Source organism: Kordiimonas gwangyangensis DSM 19435 = JCM 12864, from assembly GCF_000375545.1.
GTDB lineage: Bacteria > Pseudomonadota > Alphaproteobacteria > Sphingomonadales > Kordiimonadaceae > Kordiimonas > Kordiimonas gwangyangensis.
Genome location: NZ_AQXF01000003.1, coordinates 418,646 through 440,918 on the forward strand (window position 1 = coordinate 418,646; position 22,273 = coordinate 440,918).

The following is a 22,273-nucleotide window of genomic DNA, read 5'->3' on the forward strand; positions in this document are numbered from 1 at the left end:
CCTTGATAATGGTCAACCCCGCAGGGGTGGTTGCCACAGTCCTTCGGTTACATCATGTCATGCTGGTTCCATCGCCAGCGACGCCTTGATCATGTCGGCACATTTTTCGGCGATCATGATGGTTGGCGCGTTGGTGTTGCCACCAATAAGGCGCGGCATGACCGAGGCATCCGCCACGCGCAGGCCGTCTATGCCAATCACCTTCAGTTCCGGGTCCACCACGCTGGACTTGTTCTCAGCCGGTCCCATGGCGCAGGTGCCAACCGGGTGGTAGATTGTCTCCGCCTTGTCGCGGATCAATGCTTCGGTGACGGCATCATCGTCGATATCCACGCCATACCACGGGTCTTTCTCTCGTGCCGTCAGGGCCATCAGCGCGTCCTGGTGCATCAGCCGGCGCACCATTTTCACGCCTTCGCGCATCACCCGCAGGTCCTCAGGCGCGGAGAGATAGGCCGGGTCGATCTTCGCGTGCGCGAGCGGGTCACTGGATGACAGGCTTATCGTACCGCGGCTGTGAGGCCGCAGTTGGCATACGTGAATGCCGTAACCATGCTCGTGCGCATCCTCAAAACCGTGCGGTTTGTCCGCCATTGCCAGCATGATGTGGAACTGGATGTCGGGGCGCTCAAGCGCCTTGTCGGTCTTGAGGAATGCGCCCACCGGGGTCACGCAGTCAGACAGTACACCCGGTTTTTTCAGCATCCACTTGAACAGTTCCGGCAGGCCGCGGTGCGGTGCTTGGTAGCGGTACACGGATATGGGGTCCTTGAGGTGGGCGTAGACAGTGAGGTCCAGATGGTCCTGCATGTTTTTGCCCACACTAGAGAGCTCGTGCATGACAGGCAACCCAACGCTTTGGATATCTTTCGGGTCACCGATGCCTGACAGTTGCAGCAGTTGCGGGCTGTTGATGGCGCCGCCTGAGAGGATCACCTCCCGGCCCGCATGCCATGTCTCCACCTTGCCTTTTCGGCTGACCTCAATCCCGGTGGCGCGTTTGCCCTTCAGGATCACGCGGCGCACTTGCGCTTCGGTCAAAATGGTCAGGTTAGGGCGCGACTTCGCTTCCCAGATATAGGCTCGCGCCGCGCTTTGGCGGCGGCCGTCCCGGATGGTCTGGTCATACCAGCCAACACCTTCCTGGGTAGGGCCGTTGAAGTCGTCCGTATAGGGCAGGCCCATTTGTTGGGCGGCTTCAAGAAAGGCCAGGTTCAAGGGGTTGGCTGACGTGTGCTGACTGGTTTTCAAGGGGCCGTCGGTTGCGTGGAACTCATCCGCCGCGCGGTCGCTGCCTTCCGACTTTTTGAAGTAGGGCAAAACGTCATCGAAGCTCCAGCCGGTGCAGCCCATCTGCGCCCATTCGTCATAGTCACGGGCGTGGCCACGCACATAGAGAAGCCCGTTGATGGAGGATGAGCCGCCCATCACCTTGCCGCGCGGCCAATACAGGCGACGACCACCCAGGTGCGGTTGCGCTTCGGTCCAATAGTTCCAGTTCAGCGGGTTGGGCGGCACTACCTTGATCAGCATGCCAGGTGCATTCACCGCCATCTGGCCGTCTTTTTTGCCCGCTTCCACCAGGAGCACGGAAATGCGGCTGTCCTCGCTCAGGCGTGCGGCCAGCGCACATCCCGCCGAGCCTGCACCCACGACGATATAGTCAAAAGTTTTCTCGCTCATACGGGCTCCGCTCAGGCGTCAATTTTTTCAAGCGTTATAGGTAGGCCATCCACCGGCTTGATAAGCGGCATGATCTGGAACGTGGTTTTGTAGCCTTCCGGCAGGCGGATATCATAATGCGGAAGCAGGTGAGTCATGATGACCTTGGCCTGCATATAGGCGAAGTGAAGCCCGAGGCACATGTGCGCGCCGCCGCCAAAGGGTATCCACGCGAAGCGGTGCCGCTCCCGCATGCCGCCCTCAACCGAGAAGCGCATGGGGTCGAAGGTGGAGGGTTTGTCCCACACGCCAGCGTCCCGGTGCGTCGCTACCATGGAGATACCAACCATCGTGCCTTTCGGGATGGTATGGCCGCCAAATTCCACATCACGCACCGTCTCACGCGCCACAGCGGGCACCGGCGGGTTCATGCGCAAAGCTTCCTTGAAAGCATATTCCGTGAGCGTCAGGTCGTTCATCTTCTCATAGGGCAGGCGGTCGTCATTGAGGCCGAGAGACTTGATCTCCTCCCTCAGTTTTTCCTGCCATTCGCGGTGACGGCCAAGCTCATACACCAAGGTGGTGACGGAGCTGGTGATGGTGTCATGTGCCGCCATCCAAAGGAAAATCATATGGTCGATGATTTCCTGATCAGTGAAGGTGTTGCCTTCATCGTCCTTCGCCTGACAAAGCTGGGTGAAGATATCCGTGCCATTACCGACCCTTCGTTCGGGAATGAGGCCTCGCAGGAATTCCACCATAAAGGCGCGGCCCCGCACACCCTTGGCCATCAGGCTGCCGGGCAGGGGTACACGCACCACACCGATAGAGGCGGCAACCATGTCGGTCAGCGCCTTGTTCACTTTCTCGCTTTCCTTGCCCGGCTCCAGGCCAAGGAACACCGTGGTCGCCATATCAAGCGACAGCTGTTTGATGGCCGGGTAGAAGGCGAAATTCTTTTTCTCCCCCCACGCTTTGATGCGTGCGGGCATGTCGTCATTCAGTCGCTCAAGATAGCCTTTCATCGGGCCGGTCTTGAAGGCGGCGGCCATGATGTGCCGGTGGGCCTTGTGTTCGTCAAAGTCCATCAGCATCAGGCCGCGCGGGAACAGGCGGCCAAGGAAGGCATTCCAGCCTTTCTCGCTTGAGAAATTGCGACCCTTATCCATCAGCACAAATTCATTGGCTTCCGGCCCCATCATATTGACGGAATCGCGGAAGAAGCTGTTCGAACGGTAGATGTCGCCATAGGTTTCGCGCATGTAGCGCCCGAACCCCACAGGGTCACGGATCACACGCAAGGTATGCCCAAGGATGGGCCAGCCGGTTTCACCCGGAATATCACTTAGTTTGGCACGCTTCCCGTTCGTGCCGCCTTCCACTGACGCAGTCATTAGTGTCCCCCAACACGGTTGATGCCTATAACGGAACTATGTAGTCCAGAAAATAACAATAAGCCGCAATGATTGCGAGTCAAATAGGGAAGGGCATATTCAAGGAGCTGTGATGGAGGTATGGACCTATTGGATCATGCGTCGGCGCATGATTTGCTGTGTAGCGTCCCACGGGGCATAGGTGCAGCGGTCCGAATTGGCGCCTTCCGGCAGTTCGCCATAATAAAAGTCCACCACCATGCCGGGGCGGGCGATGGCTTCGCCGGTCTGGATAAATTCCTGATATTTCCAGCTATCCAGCGCATCGGTTGCTTCCTCGACATAGCGGTCGTCTGGCGTGGCTGACAGCACCTGAAGGTTGCTGACAGCGCCGTCCGCGCTGATGTCATAGCTGAAACGCACATGGCCGGGGTCTTTGCGCCGGGCGGCTTTACGCGGCATCATCAACTCCGTACACTGCAGCAGGCTTTGGTACGGGTCGGTGGGGTCGCCAAGGGTGGACGGCGGCTCAGGCAGGCTCGTGTGCATGCAGCCGCGTTTCTTTTCCGGCCCATAGGTGAAGGTGATGGGCACATCCTTGCGGGCGGCGAGTTCACCGTTCTTTACATACCCGAAATAGCTCCAGCGGTTGAGGGCGCGGGTGACATAGTCGCTCATGCCTTCCTCGAAGTCGCCTTCGAGAATGCGGATGTTTTCCACGTCGCCATCGGCGCTGATGTCAAAAAGCGCATGAATTTCGCCCGAGAGGCGCTTGCGCTTCACAGCATAGGAAAGGCCGGGGTTGGTGCAGGAAGACATTTGCCACAGGGGATCTTTTTCATTGGCCGTATCATCCGCATGTGCAGCTGTTGCACCGCCGATAACAGCAACAGTGAGCCCCTTAACCCATGAACGCATACCATTTCCCTTTGTACTACTCGTGTTCCCGCCAAGGTTATACGGGCCGCTTGCTGCTTTGCAATCAAAGACTGCCCAAGCGCCCCATGCCGCAATATCCTTGCTATTTCTCGCGATTCGTGGTTTATGGCCCCCAAGTGCCGAGCGAAGATAACGACAAATACAGTCGTTGACGGCCATGGCGGCAAGTGACCGCCCAACAAGAAGCGTCTTTGGCGCAATGATAACCCGGCAGCTATTCTCCGCGAGCTTCCATGATTTAAAACGTTGCAGGCACCGGCCGGGTTTGCCGCATGCAACGACGGAAGAAAGCTTTAATTTGAAGCATTTTAATGAGCTTGGCCTTGCCGAGCCTATCCTTCGTGCCGTATCGGCCGAGGGCTATACTAACCCGACTCCCATCCAGGCTGGCGTAATCCCTGCCATGATCGCGGGTCACGATATCGTAGGCATTGCACAGACAGGTACCGGTAAAACCGCCTCCTTCGTGCTGCCGATCCTCCACAAAGTGCATGAGATCGGGCGCCCGCCGCGGCCCAAAAGCTGCCGCGCACTGATCCTCACACCGACCCGTGAACTGTCCGCCCAGATTGCCGACGGCATCAAGGCTTACGGCAAAAACGTTCGCCACCACGCAACGGTTGTTGTGGGCGGTGCTCGTCCGGGTCCGCAGGTGAAAGCCATGGCGCGCGGTCTTGACATTCTGGTGGCAACACCGGGTCGGTTGGAAGACCACATGCGCTCAGGCGCGATCCGTCTTGACGAGACCACCGTTGTGGTGCTCGATGAGGCTGATCAGATGCTCGACCTCGGCTTCATGCCGGCGATCCGCCGCATCATGGCAGCGTTGCCGAAGGAACGTCTCACGGCGCTGCTGTCGGCGACCATGCCGAAACAGATCCGTGCACTGGCTGATGATTTCCTGAATAACCCGATGGAAATCTCGGTTGCGCCAGCGTCCAAACCCATTGAGCGGATTGAGCAGAGCGTGCGTCATATGTCGAAAGGCGAAAAACGCGCGGCGCTTGTTGATATCCTCAAGGGCAAGGACGTGGAGCGGGCGATTATCTTCACGCGTACCAAACATGGCGCGAACAAGGTGTCGCAATATATCGAAGACGCGGGCATCCCGTCAGGCGCTATCCACGGCAACAAGAGCCAAAGCCAGCGCGAGAAAACCCTGCTGGCATTCCGTAAAGGCAGTGTGCCTGTGCTGGTGGCCACCGATATCGCCGCGCGCGGCATTGACGTGGACGGCGTTTCGCACGTTGTAAACTTCGAGCTGCCGAACATTCCGGAAGTCTATGTGCACCGCATTGGCCGTACAGCGCGTGCGGGCAACACAGGGATCGCCATCTCGCTTTGTGACGAGACCGAACGTGGTTACCTGCGTGATATCGAGAAACTGACCGGCATTGTTATTCCTGTGGAAGGCGAGGGGCCGAAAGGGCCAGATGTGGCGCCTGAACCGCGCGGGCAGCGTTCCGCCGGTGGCCGCAGGAACGGCCAACAACAAGCCAGCAAAAGCCGCGGCGGCCGTCGCAGTGAAGCCCGCAAACCGCGTGAAGCGGGCGAGGCTGACGCTCAGCAAGCCCGGGGTCAGCGCCGCGAAGGTGGTGAAGGCCGCAAGCCGCGTAACGCCAATGCTGGTGAAGCGCGCGAACAGAATAACCGCCGCAACAACGGTGAACGCCGCCGCAGTGATGAACGTCCGCGCCGGGAAGCAGGCGAAGGCCGCGGTCAGGAACGGTCTGACCGCACAGAGCGTGGTAACCGGAACGACCGTAATGGCCGCAATGAGCGCAATGAGCGTCATGGCCGGAACGAGCGTTCCGCGCGCCGTTCGGACGGTGAAGGCCAGCAGCGTGACCGCCGCTTTGAAGCAAGTGGCGAAAACGGCGCGAGCCCACGCCGTGGCAATAAAAAGCCGCGCAACCGTGGTGGTGTCGTGCCGCCGCGCAAGGGCGAGGGTGATACCTCAAGCGCAGGCCTTGCACGTATGCTGCAAAATATTGAGCGGTCTCAGAGCAAGCGCGAAAACGCGTGAGACTGCGGTGCTGTGCCCTGATGGGTAGAAGCACATAGATTTCAGGCTCGCGCTGGCACGGTCGGCGCGAGCATTCAGTTCCTGTTGCCTGAAAGGCAAAACAATGACATCCCAAAAGACTTTCTCCGGCAAGGCCTTGGCTTTGCTGGCCATTTTGCTTTTTTCATCTGTGGCTGTTGCGCCCGCATATGCGCAAGGAACACCGCCGGGCGGCATACCCGCGAATGCTCAGGCCAAATCCTATGGAGGTGGCTGGCAATGCAATACGGGTTTCATGAAAGAAGGCAACGGCTGCATCGAAATTCAGGTGCCAGACAACGGTTATGTCACCGGCAATGACTATGGCCGCCTCTGGGACTGTAACCGTGGTTTTGTCCTGAAGGATGAACAATGTACCGCGATGGCAGTGCCTGAGAACGCCTACCTGAGCGCATCGGGCGACCATTGGCGCTGCGACCGTGGTTTCCGGCAGGAAGGCGAAACCTGTGTGGCGGTGAAAGTGCCAGCAAACGGTTACCTGACCGACACGTCCTTCGGCGCTGGCTGGGCTTGTGACCGGGGTTTCCGCAAAGAAGGCGAGATGTGCACCGCAATCGATGTGCCGAAAAATGGTTATCTGACCACCGATACCTATGGTTCCGGTTGGCGCTGTGACCGTGGCTTCAAGGCTGTGGGCAATACTTGTCAGGCCATCGCTGTGCCTGCGAACGGCTTCCTTGGCACGCATGGTAGTGACTGGGAATGTGAGCGCGGTTACCAATCGCAGGGCGATGCCTGTGCCCCCATCAAGCTGCCGGAAAATGCGCATCTTGATTACACCGGCCACGACTGGGACTGCGCGCGCCCGTTCGTCAAACGCGGCAATGAATGTGTTATGCGCCGCTAACCGCGGGTATAGACCAGCCATTATCAAATCCGGCAGCGGCCATGCGCGCTACTGCCGGATTTGATGTTTTGACTATTTCAGCGAGGCTGTCGTTTTCTCGGGCAGCGGCGTGTGCGTGCATTCCTTGCCCGCTTCCGCTTCTTCATGGCCATAGGTGAAAGTCAGCTTCACGTCTTTCCGGCCCATCTCCGTACCGTCTTTCATGTAGGCGAAATAACGCCAGCCGCGCACGGCGTTGGTGACGCTTTGGTCCATGACCCCTTCCGGCACACTCTCAACAACACGGATATTATCTGTGCGGCCATCGGCGCCGATATCATACAGCACGGTCACATGGCCTGAGATGTCGTCGCGTTTGGCCTCATAGGCGAGGCGTGCGCCCTTGCAGCGCGAAGCCAGCCAATAGCCGTTTTGCGGCTCATCCGCGGCGTATGCCGCACTGGTTGGAATGGCGGTAGCAACCCCGGTTACCGCGAGTGTGGCAAAGGCATGGCCAATGATCAGGCCGCTTGCCACGGTACGCTTGAACGTCGGTAATGTGGAACGCATGGTGATCCCCTTCTTTTTAGAAGTTGTTTCATGCTCCACTGTCGTGACGAATAGTTCCCCTTAAGTGTCCGGCTGCTTCCCCTGCAGCCTTATACCCCCACCAGGCACATAGGCTTCTGTGCAAGCCTGTGTTCCGGTGGCGCAGCATAAGCCTATTGGCGCTAAAACGCAAACGGGGCGCTAGGCGGCCCCGTATCCGCCGCCGCCCGGTGTTTCGATGGTGACAGTGCCACCAGCCATGAGCGTGACCTGATCAGCGGCCTCAAGCGTTTGCTTGGACCCGTCCGGCTGCTGCACGCGGGTAATGCCGGGTGCACCGGGTTTACCACCCGCGAGGCCCGGAGGTCCTTCCGCGCGGTGACCTGAGAGGATGGCAAGCTCCATGTCCTCAAGGAAGCGTATGGTGCGCGTGGCACCGCAGCCGCCCGTCCATTTGCCGGCGCCGCCGCTGTTCGCGCGCACACCAAATTCCTCGATCAGCACCGGGTAGCGCCATTCCATCACCTCAACATCCGTCAGGCGGCTGTTGGTCATGTGGCTCTGGATCGCGTCAGTGCCGGTGAAGCCATCCCCGGCACCGGTGCCGCCCGCGATGGTTTCATAATATTGGTAGCGCTCATTTCCGAAAGTAAGGTTGTTCATGGTGCCCTGTGCGCCCGCCATGGTGCCGACGGCCAAAAACAGCGCGTTCGTGACCACCTGACTTGTCTCCACATTGCCAGCCACCACAGCGGCACCCGCATCCGGGTTCAGCATGCAGCCTTCGGGCACAATCAGCCGGATGGGTTTGAGGCAGCCCGCGTTCAGCGGGATATCCTCGCCCGTCAGCGTGCGGAACACATACAGCACCGCGGCTTTGGTAACAGCAAGGGGGGCGTTGAAGTTATTGGGCTGGGTGTCGCTCGTACCAGTGAAATCGACCGTGATTTCCCGCGCATCGCGGTCCACGGTCAGTTTGACCAACACCTCGGCGCCGCAGTCCATACCGTAGCGCGCTTCACCGTCTTTCAGCTTCGCGATCACGCGGCGCACCGCTTCTTCTGCATTATCCTGCACATGGCCCATATAGGCGGCAACCACATCAGCGCCGAAGTCATTCACCAAGCGTTTCACTTGCGCAGCACCACGTTCGTTGGCGGCAATTTGCGCCTTTAGGTCAGCAAGGTTCTGGCTGATGTTGCGTGCGGGATAGGGGCCGGACTTGAGCGCGGCCGTCACATCGGCTTCCGCAAATGTGCCTTCCTTCACCAGATGGAAATCGGTGAAACGGATGCCTTCTTCCGTGAGCGTCCTAGAGTGCGGCGGCATGGAGCCCGGCGAAAGCCCGCCCACATCGGCGTGGTGCCCGCGGGAAGCAACGTAGAAGGCAGGTGCCTGTGCGTCATCCAGAAACACGGGTGTTACGACAGTGATATCCGGCAGGTGGGTGCCGCCCGCCATCGGGTCGTTGAGCATGAAAACGTCACCGGGTTTCATGGTGCCCGCACGTGCGCGCATGATCGCGCTCACGCTTTCGCCCATGCTGCCCAGATGCACCGGCATATGCGGTGCGTTGGCAATCAACTGGCCGTCGGCGTCAAACACCGCGCAGGAGAAATCCAGCCGTTCCTTCACATTCACGCTGTGCGCTGTTTTCGCGAGCACACCACCCATCTCTTCCGCCACCGACATGAAGAGATTGTTGAATATCTCCAGCATGATGGGGTCAACTGTTCCAAGCGCGATATCACTGCGGGTTTTGGCTTCGGTGCGGGTGAGCATCAGGGTGTCGTTCGCGCTCAATGTCGCGGTCCAGCCCGGCTCCACCAGCGTGGTGCCACCGTTCTCAAGGATCACTGCAGGCCCCGGCACATTGTGGCCGGGCTTGAGGCGTTCCCGTGTGTGGATGGCAGCCTTGCGCACCGCGCCTTCCGTATAGAAAGTGCGGCTATGCTGCGCCTGCGTCTCCAGTCCCGTGGCTCTGATATCAAGCGCGGCCTCGGTCGCGCCGCCCACCGCTTCGGCCTCCACAGCTTCGGCAATGATCGGCTGGTCTTTCTCGGTGAAACCAAAGCTTTGTTTGTGCGCGGCTTCAAAAGCGCTGCGCATGCTGTGTGCATCGGCAAACGGGATGGTAAGTGTGGTGTCCGTGCCCTGATATTTGAGGCGTACGCTTGTGTGTAGCGTCTGTTTTCTGTGCGGGACACCTTGCGTGGCCAGTGCATCGCTTGCGCGGGTTTCAACTGTTTGTGTCGCTGCCCGAATGGTCGCCATGTCATCAAGCACACATTCCAGCGCCTGTTCCTCAATCACCCGCTGGTCCGCGAGGCCCATGCCAAGGGCGGAAAGCACGCCTGAGAACGGCGGCACAACCACACGGGTGATGCCCAGCGCGTCCGCCACAAGGCAGGCATGCTGCCCGCCCGCGCCACCAAAGGTAAGCAAGCCGTATTTTTTGATGTCATGCCCGCGCATGACCGAAACCTTCTTGATAGCGCGCGCCATATGTTCCACCGCGACGCGGAGGAAACCTTCTGCCATTTCCTCAAGGCTCATGTCCGTGCCGGTGTCAGCCTTTAGCGTTTCCCGCAAGGCTTCAAAGCCCGCGCGGGTCGCATCTAAATTCAGCGGCTCATCGCCTTTTTCACCGAACACAGCAGGGAACAGGTCCGGCTGCAGTTTGCCCAGAAGCACGTTACAGTCCGTTACCGTGATCGGCCCGCCACGGCCATAGGCGGCGGGGCCGGGGTAGGCACCGGCGGAGGCCGGGCCAACCTGGAAGCGGCCATCGCGGATGGTGCAGATGGAGCCGCCGCCCGCTGCCACGGTATGAATGTCCATCATCGGTACGGTCATGCGTACGCCCGCGACCACGGTATCGAACACGCGTTCATATTCGCCCGCATAATGACTGACGTCAGTAGAGGTGCCGCCCATGTCGAAACCGATAAGGTGGCTTACACCCGCCCGCGCGCCGGATTTGGCCGCGCCCACAATGCCGCCAGCAGGGCCTGAAAGCACGGCGTCCTTGCCCTCAAAGGCGCCCGCGGCTGCGAGGCCACCGTTCGACTGCATGAAATAAAGCCGCGTGTCGCCCACAGCATCCTGCACCTGATTGACGTAGCGCCGCAGGATGGGGGAAAGGTAGGCATCCGCCACCGTTGTGTCGCCGCGCGGCACCAGTTTCATCAGCGGGCTGACCTTGTGGCTCATGGAGATTTGCGTGAAACCAACTTCAGCCGCAATCGCGCCCGCACGTTCCTCGTGCGCCGTGTGCCGGTAACCGTGCACAAAGGCGATGGCGACAGCACGCAGGCCGCGCGCATAAGCATCCTCAAGTGCCTCACGGCAGGCTGCTTCATCCAGCGCCTGCTCAACCGTGCCGTCCGCCCTTACGCGCTCATGCGCTTCGATAACATCAGTATAGAGGGGTTCGGGCCGTGTAGGCTTCAGCGCAAAGAGGTCGGCCCGGTGCTGCTGGCCAATCAGAAGCGCGTCCTTGAAGCCCTTGGTGATCAGCAGGAGCGTGGGTTCGCCGTCGCGCTCAAGCAGTGCGTTGGTGGCAACCGTGGTGCCCATTTTGATGGCCGACACATCGCCGGACGGGAAGGTCGCATCCTCAGCCACGCCCATGATATCGCGCATGGCATGCACGGCGGCGTCGGCATACTGGCCCGGCGCTTCGGAGAGGTATTTGTGGCTCGTCAGCCGCCCGTCAGGATGCTTTGCTACGATGTCGGTGAAGGTGCCGCCACGGTCGATCCAGAACTGAAACACAGATATCCCCCGGAAATTCGTTTTATTCTTCAGTAGGCAGGTTGGCGACAAGGCCGTTATAGCGGCGGCGCATGTCAGCGCCCATGCCGGTGCAGAAACGTTTGTTGCCAAAGTCGGTCAAAAGCGCATCAAAAAGCCCACGCCTGCGGCCGATTTTGAACATGAGCACTGCGGTTGAAACGTCCGCCACCAGCTCAAGCCGGGCCGCTGGGTCCATGCTCTTGATCGTCTCCGCCATGGTTTTACCGGCAGGTGAGCTTTCCATAAGGAGCGACACCTGCAAGGTGGTTTGCGCCGCGATGTTATTGAGCTGGCGCGGCTCCATGGTGTCATCTTCGCAGATGAGGTTATAGGCCATGACCTGTGAGGCTTCCTCAAGCGTGAAAAAAGCCGCCTTGTCGCGGTTTGCGTTCAGGTAACCAAGGTGTTCGGCAGCCAGCAGACGCACAAATTCGGCGCGGCGCAGCATGAAGCTCATGCCTTCCATGGCGCGTTCACGGTCTTCTTCGCTTGGGGCGTTTTGCGCGCTGATGGGCAGGCTGAGGCAAAGCGCAAGCGTTAGGCTGGTGATCGTTTTTGTTAATCGGAACATGACTTATACCGTTCTTTTTATGGTGGTCCCGATACATAACATTGTTTAGGGGTAATGCACCATGCTAATGGGCACGGGGTAAAGCCAAGGGAAACAGGATGAAACCTGAAATCTACATCGATGCCGACGCCTGCCCGGTCAAGGACGAGGCCCTCAAGGTCGCTTATCGGCATGACCTCGTGCTGCACCTTGTCAGCAACCAGTGGCTTCGGCTTGAGGTGGGTGAGAATATCAAAAAGGTTGTTGTACCCGGTGACTTTGACGCCGCCGACGATTGGATTGTGGAGAATATCCGCGAGGGCGACATCTGTGTGACCGGCGATATCCCGCTGGCGTCGCGTGCGCTTGAGAAGGGTGCGACAGTTATGGGCCATGGCGGGCGCCTGTTCACCGCTGAGAATATCGGCATGGCACTGGCGATGCGGGAGCTAAAGTCACAGCTTCGGGATATGGGGGAAGACCGGGGTTTCAACGCGTCTTTCAGTCAAAAAGACCGGTCGCGTTTTCTGTCTGCCCTTGAGCAGGCAGTGCAGGACGCCTTCCGGCGTCCCTGAGGGTTAGCTTCAATCAAGCCTTGATATCGATCTTGAGGCCCTTGCCACGGTCCGTGTGCAACGCCTCAACGCGCACTTTGCTGCGCGGTGCGTCATCAAGGTCGATCTTGATTTTCGATTCCGGTGCTTTGGTGGAAATGCGCGACGGCGCAATGTGCAGCGAATTCTGGCTGGAAATGCTTTCGATCATGGTCCCTGAACCCTGAAACTGAAATGAATTGTGAGTGGTTATTGATGTGCTTTTGCCAGAAGCTCACGCATGAGTGAAGAGACCGATAAAATTGTAGTGAATTTTATCGGCCCCGAAAGTCTAGTCTATTGTATATGCTGCGTTATTCCGGCAGCCACTGCTGCAGGAAGGCGACGCTGCTGCCGCCCATGACCTTGCGGATATCCTCTTCCGAGACACCAGCCTTCAGGAGTGCGTCGGTGATCGCGGGCAGGTGGTCTGATGGCATGGCAGCCACGGCGCCGTCCCAGTCGGAACCGAGGGCCACATGGTCAGCCCCCACAAGCTTGATACCGTAAGCGAGGGAGTTGGCAACAGCCTGAGGCGTGGTGCCACAAATCGCCTGCTGCCACATGCCGACGGAGATGATGCCGCCACGCTCGGCGATGGTTTTCATCAGCTCGTCCGGGAAATTGCGTTCGCTGTCACACGCGCCCCGGAAACCGGTGTGGGACACCACGACCGGACGGCTGGTGATCGCCAAGGTGTCTTTCGCGGTGGCGACGGAGGAATGCGCAAGATCGATGATGATATTCAGTTCATCAAGGCGTTTGACCACGTCGCGGCCAAAGTCGGTTAGGCCACCCTTGGTGGCGCCGTGCAGCGAACCGCCCAGTTCATTGTCAAAAAAGTGGGTGAGGCCCACCATGCGGAAACCGGCGTCATACATACGGTCGACATTCTTGATGTCACCTTCAAGCGGATGCGCGCCTTCAGTGCCGAGAAGGGCCGCGATCGGCTTCTGGCCGATTGTGTTCTGCCGCGTCTCAAGGAAAACCTCCAGCTCACGCTTGTTGCGCACCCACATGAGGGCGCCACCCGAGCGGCCAATGACATCCTGCAGCTTTTCAGCCTGATAGAGCGCGCGCGCCAGAAGGCTGCTGTGGGTCTCGCTCGGCCACCCCTGAAGGTAGCTCACAAGCGTGATGTTATCGCTTGTGTCGTCGTTCGCATGAACGTTTTGCCCGCGCGGCGTTTTGGTCACCGTGGTGAACATCTGGATGGCGGAGCCACCGTCCTGCAGGCGCGGCAGGTCAACCTGCCCACGCTCGGCACGGTCAAGGATATCCCGGCTCCAGAGCAGGGTGTCGGCGTGCCAGTCCATCACCATAAGGGACTTGTGGAGGGCGAGCGCTTCCGTGCTCAGGTTAAAGGGGCTGTGGTCAATGCGGCGGTTGAGGCTGCGTTCCAGAATGCCGGGGCCGAAGGTGCGGGCACCCACCAGCAACAGCACAACGACGAGCGCAAGCCCGCCAAGAATTTTGACCCACCGTTTGTTCATGATCCTCTCCCCATTTCTGCGAATGATAGTGGGGGGGAATTTGCACTTGTCCAGTAAAAGGCAGGGGGAAAGCAAAAAAAAGAGGGCACCCGAAGGTGCCCCAGGGACAGTTGTGAAACGCATTTGATGTTGCTTAGATGCCCGTTGGCTCAACCGCTGGAACAGGTGCCACCTCAGCGCGCGGCGGGCGTGCCGCGCGGGTCGGAGCCATGCCGGCCACCCGGCCGCGCTCATAGTCGCTGTCGATGCTTTCAAGCACAGCGCGGTAAGCGTCATCGATCTTCTTGTTGCCGTCCGGCAGCATGGTGCCCAGCTCAACAAGCGACTGTGCTTTCTCGTAGTCACTGTCGATACCGCGGATGGCATCCAGAAGCATGAGCCACGACTTTTCCGTCATCTTGCCGTAGGAACCCAGCATGTTGATGGTCAGGCGGCGCTCATAGTCGCTGTCGATATGACCCACTTTGGAGATCAGGATTTCGGTCGCGTCGGACGACTGTTTGATCTGTTCAATGAAGGCACCCATGAAAAGGCGCGATTCATAGTCGCTGTCGATCTGCTCGCTGGCGATACGGGCCAGTTTCTCGACATTCCTGGTGCTCAGTTTTTTGCCGTGCACCGCTTGGCTCAGCAGCAGGCGCAGCTCATAGTCGCTATCGATCTGGCTGGCGACTTCAAGAAGGTCCGCCATCATGGCGTCGTCAAGGTCGACCTTGCCAAAGGACGGGCTCAGCAGCAGGCGGATTTCATAGTCGCTGTCCATACGGTTCGCGAGGGTGATCAGCGTTTGCATCGTCTTTTTGTTCACGCCGAACTTGTCGAGGTAAGGCGTCAGCAGCAGGCGCAGCTCATAGTCGCTGTCGATATTCTCAGCGGCCTTGAGGATTTTCGGCATCGCCTTGTCGCTCAGTTTTTCTTCCATCAGAAGCGTGGTGAGCGCGAGGCGGGTTTCATAGTCGCTCTCAAGGCGGGAAAGACGGTCGATCAGGCGGTCGATTTCCTTGTCCTTGAGGTTGGCTTGCGTGACGAGGTGCGTGCTGTAGAGGCGCGTGACATAGTCGCTCTCGAGCGTATCCATCTCGTCCAGAACCGCTTTCACACCACCAGACTTGAGCATGCGTGTTACGCGTTTGTCAGCATTGAGGCCGGTTTCGCGGATGAGGGTCAGGAGCGTATCTGCAACCCACTCTTCGCCTTTGCGGTCCATGGCCGCCTTGTCGCCGTCCACCCAGTAGGTGACTTCGATACCGCCTTTGCCGTCTTCGAAGATGGCGCGGCGACGCGGGCCTTCGCCTTTGGTTTCAAGCTCAAGCTCGCCACCACGGGTGAGGGACTTGACCGTGCGTTCGTCGTCAGACAGTTCGAACTTGCCCGTCCACTCAGCTTTAACGACATGGTCGTTTTCCACCCACACCATATTGCCGGAGGTTTTGCCGCCACGGTTGCTGATGCTCACGCTGCTGCGGCTGCCGTCCTTACGGGCGTGTTTGTCGTCACTATCGCTCGTGAAGGTGAAGCTGTCGCCGTCGATCTCATAGGTGCCTGTGGCGCCCGAGAGACCCATGCTGGCAAGCGCGGTGCTCAGTTCCGCATTTGTAGCAGCAGCTTCTGCGTGCGCTTCTGCAAACGCCATGGCTTCGGCGCGTGCTTCAGCGTGGGCTTCAGCCTTTGCTTCAGCGCGGGCCTGTGCCTCGACCCGGCGTTCTTCGGCGCGGGCACGGGCTTCAGCGCGGCGTGCTTCCGCTTCGACGCGGCGCTCTTCCATGCGTTCGCGCTGTTTGTCAGCCCGGTCCTGGGCCAGTTCTTCCTTGATATCGCGGTCAGCGGTCAGTGCTTCTGCGAACTGGATCGACGGCAGGCCGAGGGCAAGCACAACCATGCTGGCTGTGAGGGTGCCTTTGGCGGCCATGCCGGCATTTTTGAAAGGCAGGCGTTCCGCACCAATCAGGCGCTCCACCCGTGTTTTAAGCATGGATTTGTTTCCAGCCATTGCTAATCCCCATTGTATCTGTCGGTTTTCTTGTATTTTGGTCGCACAGGTAAACAGCGCGGTTGCCACGGCTCTTGCGTCCGAAAGCTGTTTGGCTGCCCATTCATCCGCGGCAAGTTCCGCGATATCCGTCAGCCGCCTGCGCGCCACGATAAACATCGGCTGAAAGAAGAAGACACGGGAAAGCGTCTGCAGTGCCATGAGCATCAAGGGATCACGGCGGACCATGTGGCCCATCTCGTGCGCCAGCAGGCTCTTGAGCTCTGCCTTTGGCAGGTCGTCGAACGCCCAGTCAGGCAAGCAGATTTCACGCCGCGGCAGGCAGATCGGGCTTTTGATATCGCTCGACCGGCTCAGGTACGGCACATGGCGTGTGTCAATCTGGGTGCAGATTTCCCGCAGTGTTTTGTTGGCATCATGTTCGGCATCCACACGGGTGCGGCTGCCAAGGTCCTTGACCGCCAGCCGGTAAGCCCAGGCAAGGGCGCCGGTGGTGAGGAGCGCAAGCACACCCCACAGAATGGCTGTCAGTTGTTTGGTACTCAGGTCCGCAACACCGCTCAGGAAACTCGTGCTTTTTATATCCTCGCTGTCGGCCTCGGGCATCGCTGGCTCGGTGCCGGTGACATCGTGTGTCACGGTCTTGTGCACTGGGGTCGCCTTGGGCGGCGTTGCGGACCTGACCAAGTCTTCTGACGTCATGGTCATGGTAATGATGGCCGGCTGTCCCGGCTCTGTTTGTTCGTCTCGCGTTACTGGTTTCCCATTTGTGGGAATATCGTTATCCGGCAGGGCGCGCGGCGTAAATTCGCGCTGCGCCACATTTGAAAGCGGGCGGCCATCCTCAATCTGCTGCACAAGCTGGGCGGCACGTGTGTGCTCGATGGTAATGGGGCCCGAAAGCCAATCACCCACCGGCAATAGCGCCACAAAGGAACCGGCAATCGCCAGTTTCCAGGCAAGCTCGGCCAAGTCCGGCGTCTTGATCAGGCCAATTTTTTCCGCGAGCCACACAGCACCCATCATCACGGTGCTCGCGATCATGAATTTGATGAAAAGTTCCACGAGCGGCATATCTGCAATCAGATCAAACATTTTCGTTTTCCTTCTCGAGAAGCGCTTTCACGTCGCTGAGGTCACCGTCATCAAAATCGCCTTCACGCACGAGGTGAGCGAGCAGGGCCTTGCTGTCACCCTTGAAGAGGGTCGAGACAAGCGAGGAGACCATGGAGCGTTTCACGTCACTCTCATCAATCTCGGCGCGGTAGATGCGTTCACGGCCACGGGTCTCGGACGACAGCACGCCTTTTTTCTCAAGCCGCGACAGCACGGTGCCGATGGTGGTGTGCGCGAGCGACAGGTCATCAAGCGCCTGTTGCACGTCTTTCGCGGAACCTTCACCAAGCTGCCAGAGCGTCTGCACGATCTGATATTGCTGGTCGCTGAGTTTGATATTGCCTGCCATCGTTCGGAACCTTTTCTACTACATGTGTAGAAGTTAGGTACTACAGCTGTAGTAGGACGTCAAATATATTTTTGAAAGCATAGGAAAATTGCGGCGAATGGTGGTGCGCGCACGACGAGATGCAGGATGGGTTTGCATTATGCGCGAGAATCCCTAAAGTGTTGCCCGGCTGGGGCATATTGGCTGAATGATCACGAGCGGGGGAGCTCATTGACGTTGGACGTTCCAACCCTGATTGCGGCAACGACCTTGTTGCTCATTCTGGCATCGCTTGCGCTGACGGCGCATTGGCTTGCCAACCTTGGTACCATGGGCTTGCGCGGGGCGGCTTTTGGCGTCATTGCCGCAAGCTTTGGCAGCTATCTCCTTATTCCAACACCCACCGGGCCGACGATGGTCACCATGCTGCTCGGCGATCTTCTGATCCTCTTTAGTCATATGGTGGTTTGGCTTTCCATCGCGACATTCTGGTCCGTGCGCTCAAAAGCGCTGACCTATGTGGCCTTTGCGCTGATGCTCGCGGCGGGCATCACGCTCTCAAGTCATGTGGTCGGGGGTTATAACGGGGCAGCACGCGGTGCGCTGCTCTCGGCGTTTGTCGCCATTTTCTCATTCGGCACGGTCGTGACGCTGGTGAAAGCCCTTGGCGGAAGGCGCGCTTTCTACCGGGGCATCGTCAAACGTACCTCCGTCGGTGCCGCCATCGCGGCGATGATTTTCCTCGGCCACTGCCTGTTCCATGTCTACCGCTCCTACGAGTGGCGGCAACTGCCTGAAACCGTGATGCATTTCGACAGCCTCAACCTTGCGGTCTGGACACAGGTCGAATCAATGATCTTTGTGCTCATGCTCGCGCTCACTGTTATCATCATGACAGCGGAGCGGCTGCAGAATGAGCTGAAGATACAGGCGATGATGGACCCGCTCACACAGGCGCTTAGCCGCCGGGCCTTCATGACCGTGATCAAGACCGTCGTCGCACGCTCGCGCCGGCTATCGGAGCCAGTGTCGCTGATCATGATTGATATCGACCGTTTCAAACGTATCAACCTGCGCCACGGCCACCTTGTGGGAGATATGGTGCTGAGCCAGTTTGGCGAGCGGGTGATGGGCGGCCGCCGCGCGCAGGATGTGTTCTGCCGGTTTGGAGGCGAGGAATTTGTGCTGCTGCTGCCCGGTACTTCGGAGGAGGGCGCGGCCCTTGTGGCTGACCGGGTGCGGTCGTCGGTGTGCGACACACCTTTCCTTGTGAATGACCGTGAGGTGTCACTGACCCTTAGCATGGGTGTGATGACCGCACGCGGGGATGATTTGGTGACAGACGGCATGCTGGACGCGGCCTATAAGGCCATGAAAGCGGCGCAGCGGCAGGGCGCAGGCCAGATCGCCGAGGCGGGCAGCATGCCGCCGGTACCTCCGGCTGAATAACACGCTCTAATATCAAAGTTTTTGCGCCCTCTTGCGGAGGGTGTGCCTTGTCGTGTGCGTACTACTTTCAAAGCATATCCCGTTGAGAGAGCATAATGAAACGTCAGTCAGGAAACCGGTTTATCAAGTTCGCCGTTGCCGCGCTTATTTGGGTCGCTGGCATATGGTACTTCACCAGCGATGACGGTGGCAGCGAAGCCGCCGTTGGCAGCTTTGTCACCAAACCGGTCGACACCGGTTCCATCAGCCGCAGCGTGACCGCAAGCGGTTCCGTGCGTCCGCTGATCACGGTCGACATCGGCTCCCAGCTTTCGGGGCAGGTTGCTGAAATGTACGCGGACTATAATGACGAAGTGGAGGAGAACCAGCTTCTCGCCCGCATCGATCCGCAAACCTTTGCGACCCGGGTGAAGCAGACAGAAGCCGAGCTTGCAGTGGCACGCGCCAATGTGACCATTCAGGAAGCCGCCATCATGCGCGCCAAAGCGCAGCTCCGCGAGGCGGAACGCACCCTCGCGCGCCAGAAAGACCTTGAAAAACGCGGCAATGTGTCCGTCAGCGCGCTTGATAGTGCGGAAACGGCCTACGCCAGTGCGCAGGCGGATATTGTCAGCACACAGGCACAGCTTGAAAACGCCAAAGCCACAGTCGTGCAGCGCGAAGCCGCGCTCGACCAGGCCAAAATTGACCTCGACCGCACCGAAATCCGCTCCCCCATCAAGGGCACGGTGATTGCCCGCAGTGTGGACGTGGGCCAGACAGTGGCGGCCAGCCTGCAGGCGCCGGTTTTGTTCCAGCTGGCGCAGGACCTCTCTGAAATTCAGGTGGAAGCGGATGTGGACGAGGCTGACATCGGCAGCGTGCAGTCAGGCTACCGCGTGTCCTTCAGTGTTGATGCCTTCCCGGACCGCACGTTTGACGGCACGGTCAAACAGATACGCCTCGCGCCCGTGGAGGAAGCCAATGTGGTGACCTACACGGTGGTCATCTCCGCCCGTAACCCGGGTAAGGTGCTGCTGCCGGGCATGACCGCGAACGTGGAAATTTTCACCGGCGAAAAGCATGACGTGCTGCGTGTCGCCAACGAGGCGCTGCGCTTCAAGCCGTCTGTTATTCCTGCGGAAATCCTGAACGAACCACCCCGCGTGGTCAGTGGCCGCAATAACCAGTTTATAGAGCGTTTCAAGGCGGAGCTTGAACTGACGGACGCACAGGCCGAGGCGCTGCAGGCCGAGTTTAGCAAAATGCGCGAACAGGCCATGGCGGGCCGCCAAAGTGGTGGTGGTATCGGCATGGGCCCGCCGCCAGCCAACGGCACCAATGACCGCCTGCAGGCGCGCCAGCGCATGGAAGCCGCGCTCGACAAGGTGATGAAAGATATCCTGACCGATGAACAGTGGGCGAAATACGAGGCCGGCAAATCGGCCCGCGCAAATGTGCGTCGGGTCAAGCTATGGGTGCTTGGAGCAGATAGCAAGCTTGACCTGGTCGATGTGTTCCTCGGCCTGTCGGACGACGACCATACCGAAGTGATCCGGGGCCTTGATGCGGGTGCCAAAGTGGTGGTGCGTGAGGAAAGGCCGCGCGGATGAGCGAGATAATCCCCGTTATTGAAGCCAGGGGCCTGTACCGCCACTATTATCAGGGTAGCCAGGTGGTGAAAGCGCTCGACGGTGTGGACGTAACCATCATGCCCGGCGAATTTGTGGCGGTCATGGGGCCGTCAGGCTCTGGCAAGTCCACCTTTATGAACATCTGCGGCGCACTTGACCAGCCTTCAGGCGGTAGCGTGAAACTCGATGGCCGTGACCTTGCGGGGATGAGCCGTGACGACCTTGCGGACCTCAGGAACGAGGTGATCGGCTTTGTGTTCCAGCAGTTCAACCTGCTGCCGCGCACCAGTGCGATTGCCAATGTGATGCTGCCGCTCAGGTATGCGGGCATCAGCGGCCCGGACGCAGTCGCGCTTTGCGAGCGCGCACTGACGGCGGTGGACCTTTATCAGCGCATGGATCACCACCCAAATGAACTTTCGGGTGGGCAGCAACAGCGCGTGGCCATTGCCCGCGCGCTGGTGACCAACCCCAAGCTTATTTTTGCCGACGAGCCAACAGGTGCCCTCGATAGTGTGACCACGGTTGAAGTGCTCAAACTTTTTCAGCGTCTGAATGCTGAGGGCATGACCATTGTGATGGTCACGCACGACGCAGATGTGGCGGCCTATGCCTCGCGCTGCCTGCACTTCAAGGACGGTCGTATCATAGACGATGTGCGCCAGAGCGAAAGGGCAGCACAATGACCTTGTTTGCAACCATCATCGTGGCACTTGAAGCGCTTCGCCTGAACGCGCTTCGCACCACGCTAGCCATGCTGGGCATCATTATTGGTGTCGCCGCCGTGATCACCATGGCGTCCATTTCCACCGGTGCATCGCAGCGGGTGGAACAGTTTATCTCAAGCCTAGGCACCAACCTCCTGATCGCACGGCCCGGCTCCAGCGGGATGGGTGGGCGGCAGTCGGGCGCAGGCACCAGCCAGTCGTTCGAGGAAAAGGATGTCACCGCGCTCAGGAACCGTGTCGCTGATATTGCTGCTATTTCGGGCGTGGTGAATGGCTCGGGCGCGATTGTCTATGGCAATAAAAACTGGCAGACCGGCGTGCAGGGAGTGCATGCGGACTATCATGTTGCCCGTGCGTGGGATGTTGCTGAAGGCTCACGGCTGACGGACGAAGACATTCGCCGCAAGGCCAAGGTGGCCGTGATCGGCAAGACCATCGCGACCGAACTTTTTGGCGGCCAGTCACCGATTGGGGAACGTATCCGCATCAAGAACGTCCCGTTTGAAGTGATTGGCGTACTTGAAGAAAAGGGTCAAAGCGGCATGGGCCGCGATCAGGACGATACCATTCTTGTGCCCATTTCAACCGCGCGCACGCGGCTCGCAGGCCGTGAAGGCTCGGTCGCGGAACCGGTGCAGATGATGTTCATCTCGGTGCGTGACGGTGCTTCTATGGCACGGGTGCAGGAAGAGGTGGAAGCGGTGCTGATGGAACGGCGCAACATTCGCCCCGGCGACCAGGCTGACTTTGACGTGCGCAATATGTCTGAATTCATTCAGGCACGCACAGCGACGCAGAACACCATGGGCATGCTGCTGGCGACGTCTGCCGCTATCTCCCTTGTGGTGGGTGGTATCGGCATCATGAATATCATGCTGGTGTCGGTGACCGAACGCACGCGGGAGATTGGCCTGCGTATGGCTGTGGGCGCACGCGGGCGGGATATCCTTGTGCAGTTCCTTGTTGAAGCGATCACGCTTTGCCTTGTGGGTGGGCTTGTGGGTTTGGCTGTGGGCGCGCTGTGTTCAGGCCTTGTGGCGCACTATGCCGAGTGGCCGGTGGTGATGGACCCCGTTTATGTCATCCTCGCGCTCTTTGGCTCAGCGACAGTGGGCCTGTTTTTCGGCTTTTACCCGGCACGACGGGCGTCAAAGCTCAATCCTATCGATGCGCTCAGATACGAATAAAGAAAAAGGCGCAT

17 protein-coding genes are annotated in these 22,273 nt (G+C 59.2%); 7 read left to right on the plus strand and 10 right to left on the minus strand.

Going from position 1 to position 22,273, the window contains the following annotated elements; all coding sequences use genetic code 11:
- Positions 1–57 precede the first annotated feature (57 nt).
- The 3 genes from B150_RS0110275 to B150_RS20560 all read right to left on the minus strand — a co-directional run bounded on the left by B150_RS0110275 (position 58) and on the right by B150_RS20560 (position 3,953).
- A complete protein-coding gene (locus B150_RS0110275; RefSeq protein ID WP_020399836.1) occupies positions 58–1,683 on the minus strand; it encodes a GMC family oxidoreductase in 1,626 nt (541 codons plus the stop codon).
- 11 nt (positions 1,684–1,694) lie between these two features.
- Positions 1,695–3,056 carry a cytochrome P450 gene (locus B150_RS0110280; RefSeq protein WP_020399837.1) on the minus strand — a complete coding sequence of 454 codons (1,362 nt, stop codon included), beginning with the start codon at positions 3,054–3,056 and terminating at the stop codon, positions 1,695–1,697.
- 126 nt (positions 3,057–3,182) lie between these two features.
- A complete protein-coding gene (locus B150_RS20560; protein WP_020399838.1) occupies positions 3,183–3,953 on the minus strand; it encodes an energy transducer TonB in 771 nt (256 codons plus the stop codon).
- Positions 3,954–4,272: 319 nt separating this feature from the next.
- Between B150_RS20560 and B150_RS20565 the strand changes: the two genes are divergently transcribed.
- Both B150_RS20565 and B150_RS20570 read left to right on the plus strand, forming a co-directional pair.
- A complete protein-coding gene (locus tag B150_RS20565; protein ID WP_025896440.1) occupies positions 4,273–6,000 on the plus strand; it encodes a DEAD/DEAH box helicase in 1,728 nt (575 codons plus the stop codon).
- Between the two features lie 103 nt (positions 6,001–6,103).
- The gene (locus tag B150_RS20570) at positions 6,104–6,886 is read left to right on the plus strand and encodes a hypothetical protein (RefSeq protein ID WP_020399840.1); all 783 of its coding nucleotides are present in this window, start codon (positions 6,104–6,106) and stop codon (positions 6,884–6,886) included.
- A gap of 72 nt (positions 6,887–6,958) precedes the next feature.
- Here the strand turns inward: B150_RS20570 and B150_RS20575 are convergent, their stop codons facing one another.
- From B150_RS20575 to B150_RS0110310, 3 genes are all read right to left on the minus strand, one after another.
- Positions 6,959–7,435, minus strand: coding sequence for an energy transducer TonB (locus B150_RS20575; RefSeq protein WP_020399841.1), 477 nt, complete (start codon positions 7,433–7,435; stop codon positions 6,959–6,961).
- Positions 7,436–7,615: 180 nt separating this feature from the next.
- A complete protein-coding gene (locus B150_RS0110305) occupies positions 7,616–11,191 on the minus strand; it encodes a hydantoinase B/oxoprolinase family protein (protein WP_020399842.1) in 3,576 nt (1,191 codons plus the stop codon).
- A gap of 22 nt (positions 11,192–11,213) precedes the next feature.
- On the minus strand, positions 11,214–11,783 hold the full coding sequence (locus tag B150_RS0110310; RefSeq protein WP_020399843.1) for a hypothetical protein: 570 nt from the start codon (positions 11,781–11,783) through the stop codon (positions 11,214–11,216).
- A 98-nt stretch (positions 11,784–11,881) separates the two neighbouring features.
- On the opposite strand from B150_RS0110310, the gene B150_RS0110315 reads away from it, so the two are divergent.
- Positions 11,882–12,337, plus strand: coding sequence for a YaiI/YqxD family protein (locus B150_RS0110315; protein ID WP_020399844.1), 456 nt, complete (start codon positions 11,882–11,884; stop codon positions 12,335–12,337).
- 13 nt (positions 12,338–12,350) lie between these two features.
- On the opposite strand, the gene B150_RS23250 is transcribed toward B150_RS0110315, so the two are convergent.
- The 4 genes from B150_RS23250 to B150_RS0110335 all read right to left on the minus strand — a co-directional run bounded on the left by B150_RS23250 (position 12,351) and on the right by B150_RS0110335 (position 17,303).
- Positions 12,351–12,527, minus strand: coding sequence for a hypothetical protein (locus B150_RS23250; protein ID WP_020399845.1), 177 nt, complete (start codon positions 12,525–12,527; stop codon positions 12,351–12,353).
- A 142-nt stretch (positions 12,528–12,669) separates the two neighbouring features.
- Complete coding sequence (locus B150_RS0110325) at positions 12,670–13,848, minus strand: dipeptidase (RefSeq protein ID WP_020399846.1); 1,179 nt, start codon at positions 13,846–13,848, stop codon at positions 12,670–12,672.
- Positions 13,849–13,981: 133 nt separating this feature from the next.
- Positions 13,982–16,933 (minus strand): M56 family metallopeptidase, encoded by a 2,952-nt coding sequence (locus B150_RS0110330; RefSeq protein ID WP_020399847.1) that lies wholly within the window; start codon positions 16,931–16,933, stop codon positions 13,982–13,984.
- Positions 16,926–17,303 (minus strand): BlaI/MecI/CopY family transcriptional regulator, encoded by a 378-nt coding sequence (locus B150_RS0110335; RefSeq protein WP_020399848.1) that lies wholly within the window; start codon positions 17,301–17,303, stop codon positions 16,926–16,928. Before B150_RS0110335 ends, B150_RS0110330 begins: the two co-directional genes overlap by 8 nt.
- A gap of 210 nt (positions 17,304–17,513) precedes the next feature.
- Here B150_RS0110335 and B150_RS22390 point away from each other — a divergent pair, with 210 nt between their 5' ends.
- From B150_RS22390 to B150_RS0110355, 4 genes are all read left to right on the plus strand, one after another.
- Positions 17,514–18,731, plus strand: coding sequence for a GGDEF domain-containing protein (locus B150_RS22390; protein ID WP_162139686.1), 1,218 nt, complete (start codon positions 17,514–17,516; stop codon positions 18,729–18,731).
- A gap of 95 nt (positions 18,732–18,826) precedes the next feature.
- A complete protein-coding gene (locus B150_RS20585; RefSeq protein WP_020399850.1) occupies positions 18,827–20,323 on the plus strand; it encodes an efflux RND transporter periplasmic adaptor subunit in 1,497 nt (498 codons plus the stop codon).
- On the plus strand, positions 20,320–21,030 hold the full coding sequence (locus B150_RS0110350; protein ID WP_020399851.1) for an ABC transporter ATP-binding protein: 711 nt from the start codon (positions 20,320–20,322) through the stop codon (positions 21,028–21,030). The genes B150_RS20585 and B150_RS0110350 overlap by 4 nt, the downstream gene beginning before the upstream one ends.
- Positions 21,027–22,259 (plus strand): ABC transporter permease, encoded by a 1,233-nt coding sequence (locus B150_RS0110355; protein WP_020399852.1) that lies wholly within the window; start codon positions 21,027–21,029, stop codon positions 22,257–22,259. The genes B150_RS0110350 and B150_RS0110355 overlap by 4 nt, the downstream gene beginning before the upstream one ends.
- The last annotated feature ends 14 nt before the right edge of the window (positions 22,260–22,273 follow it).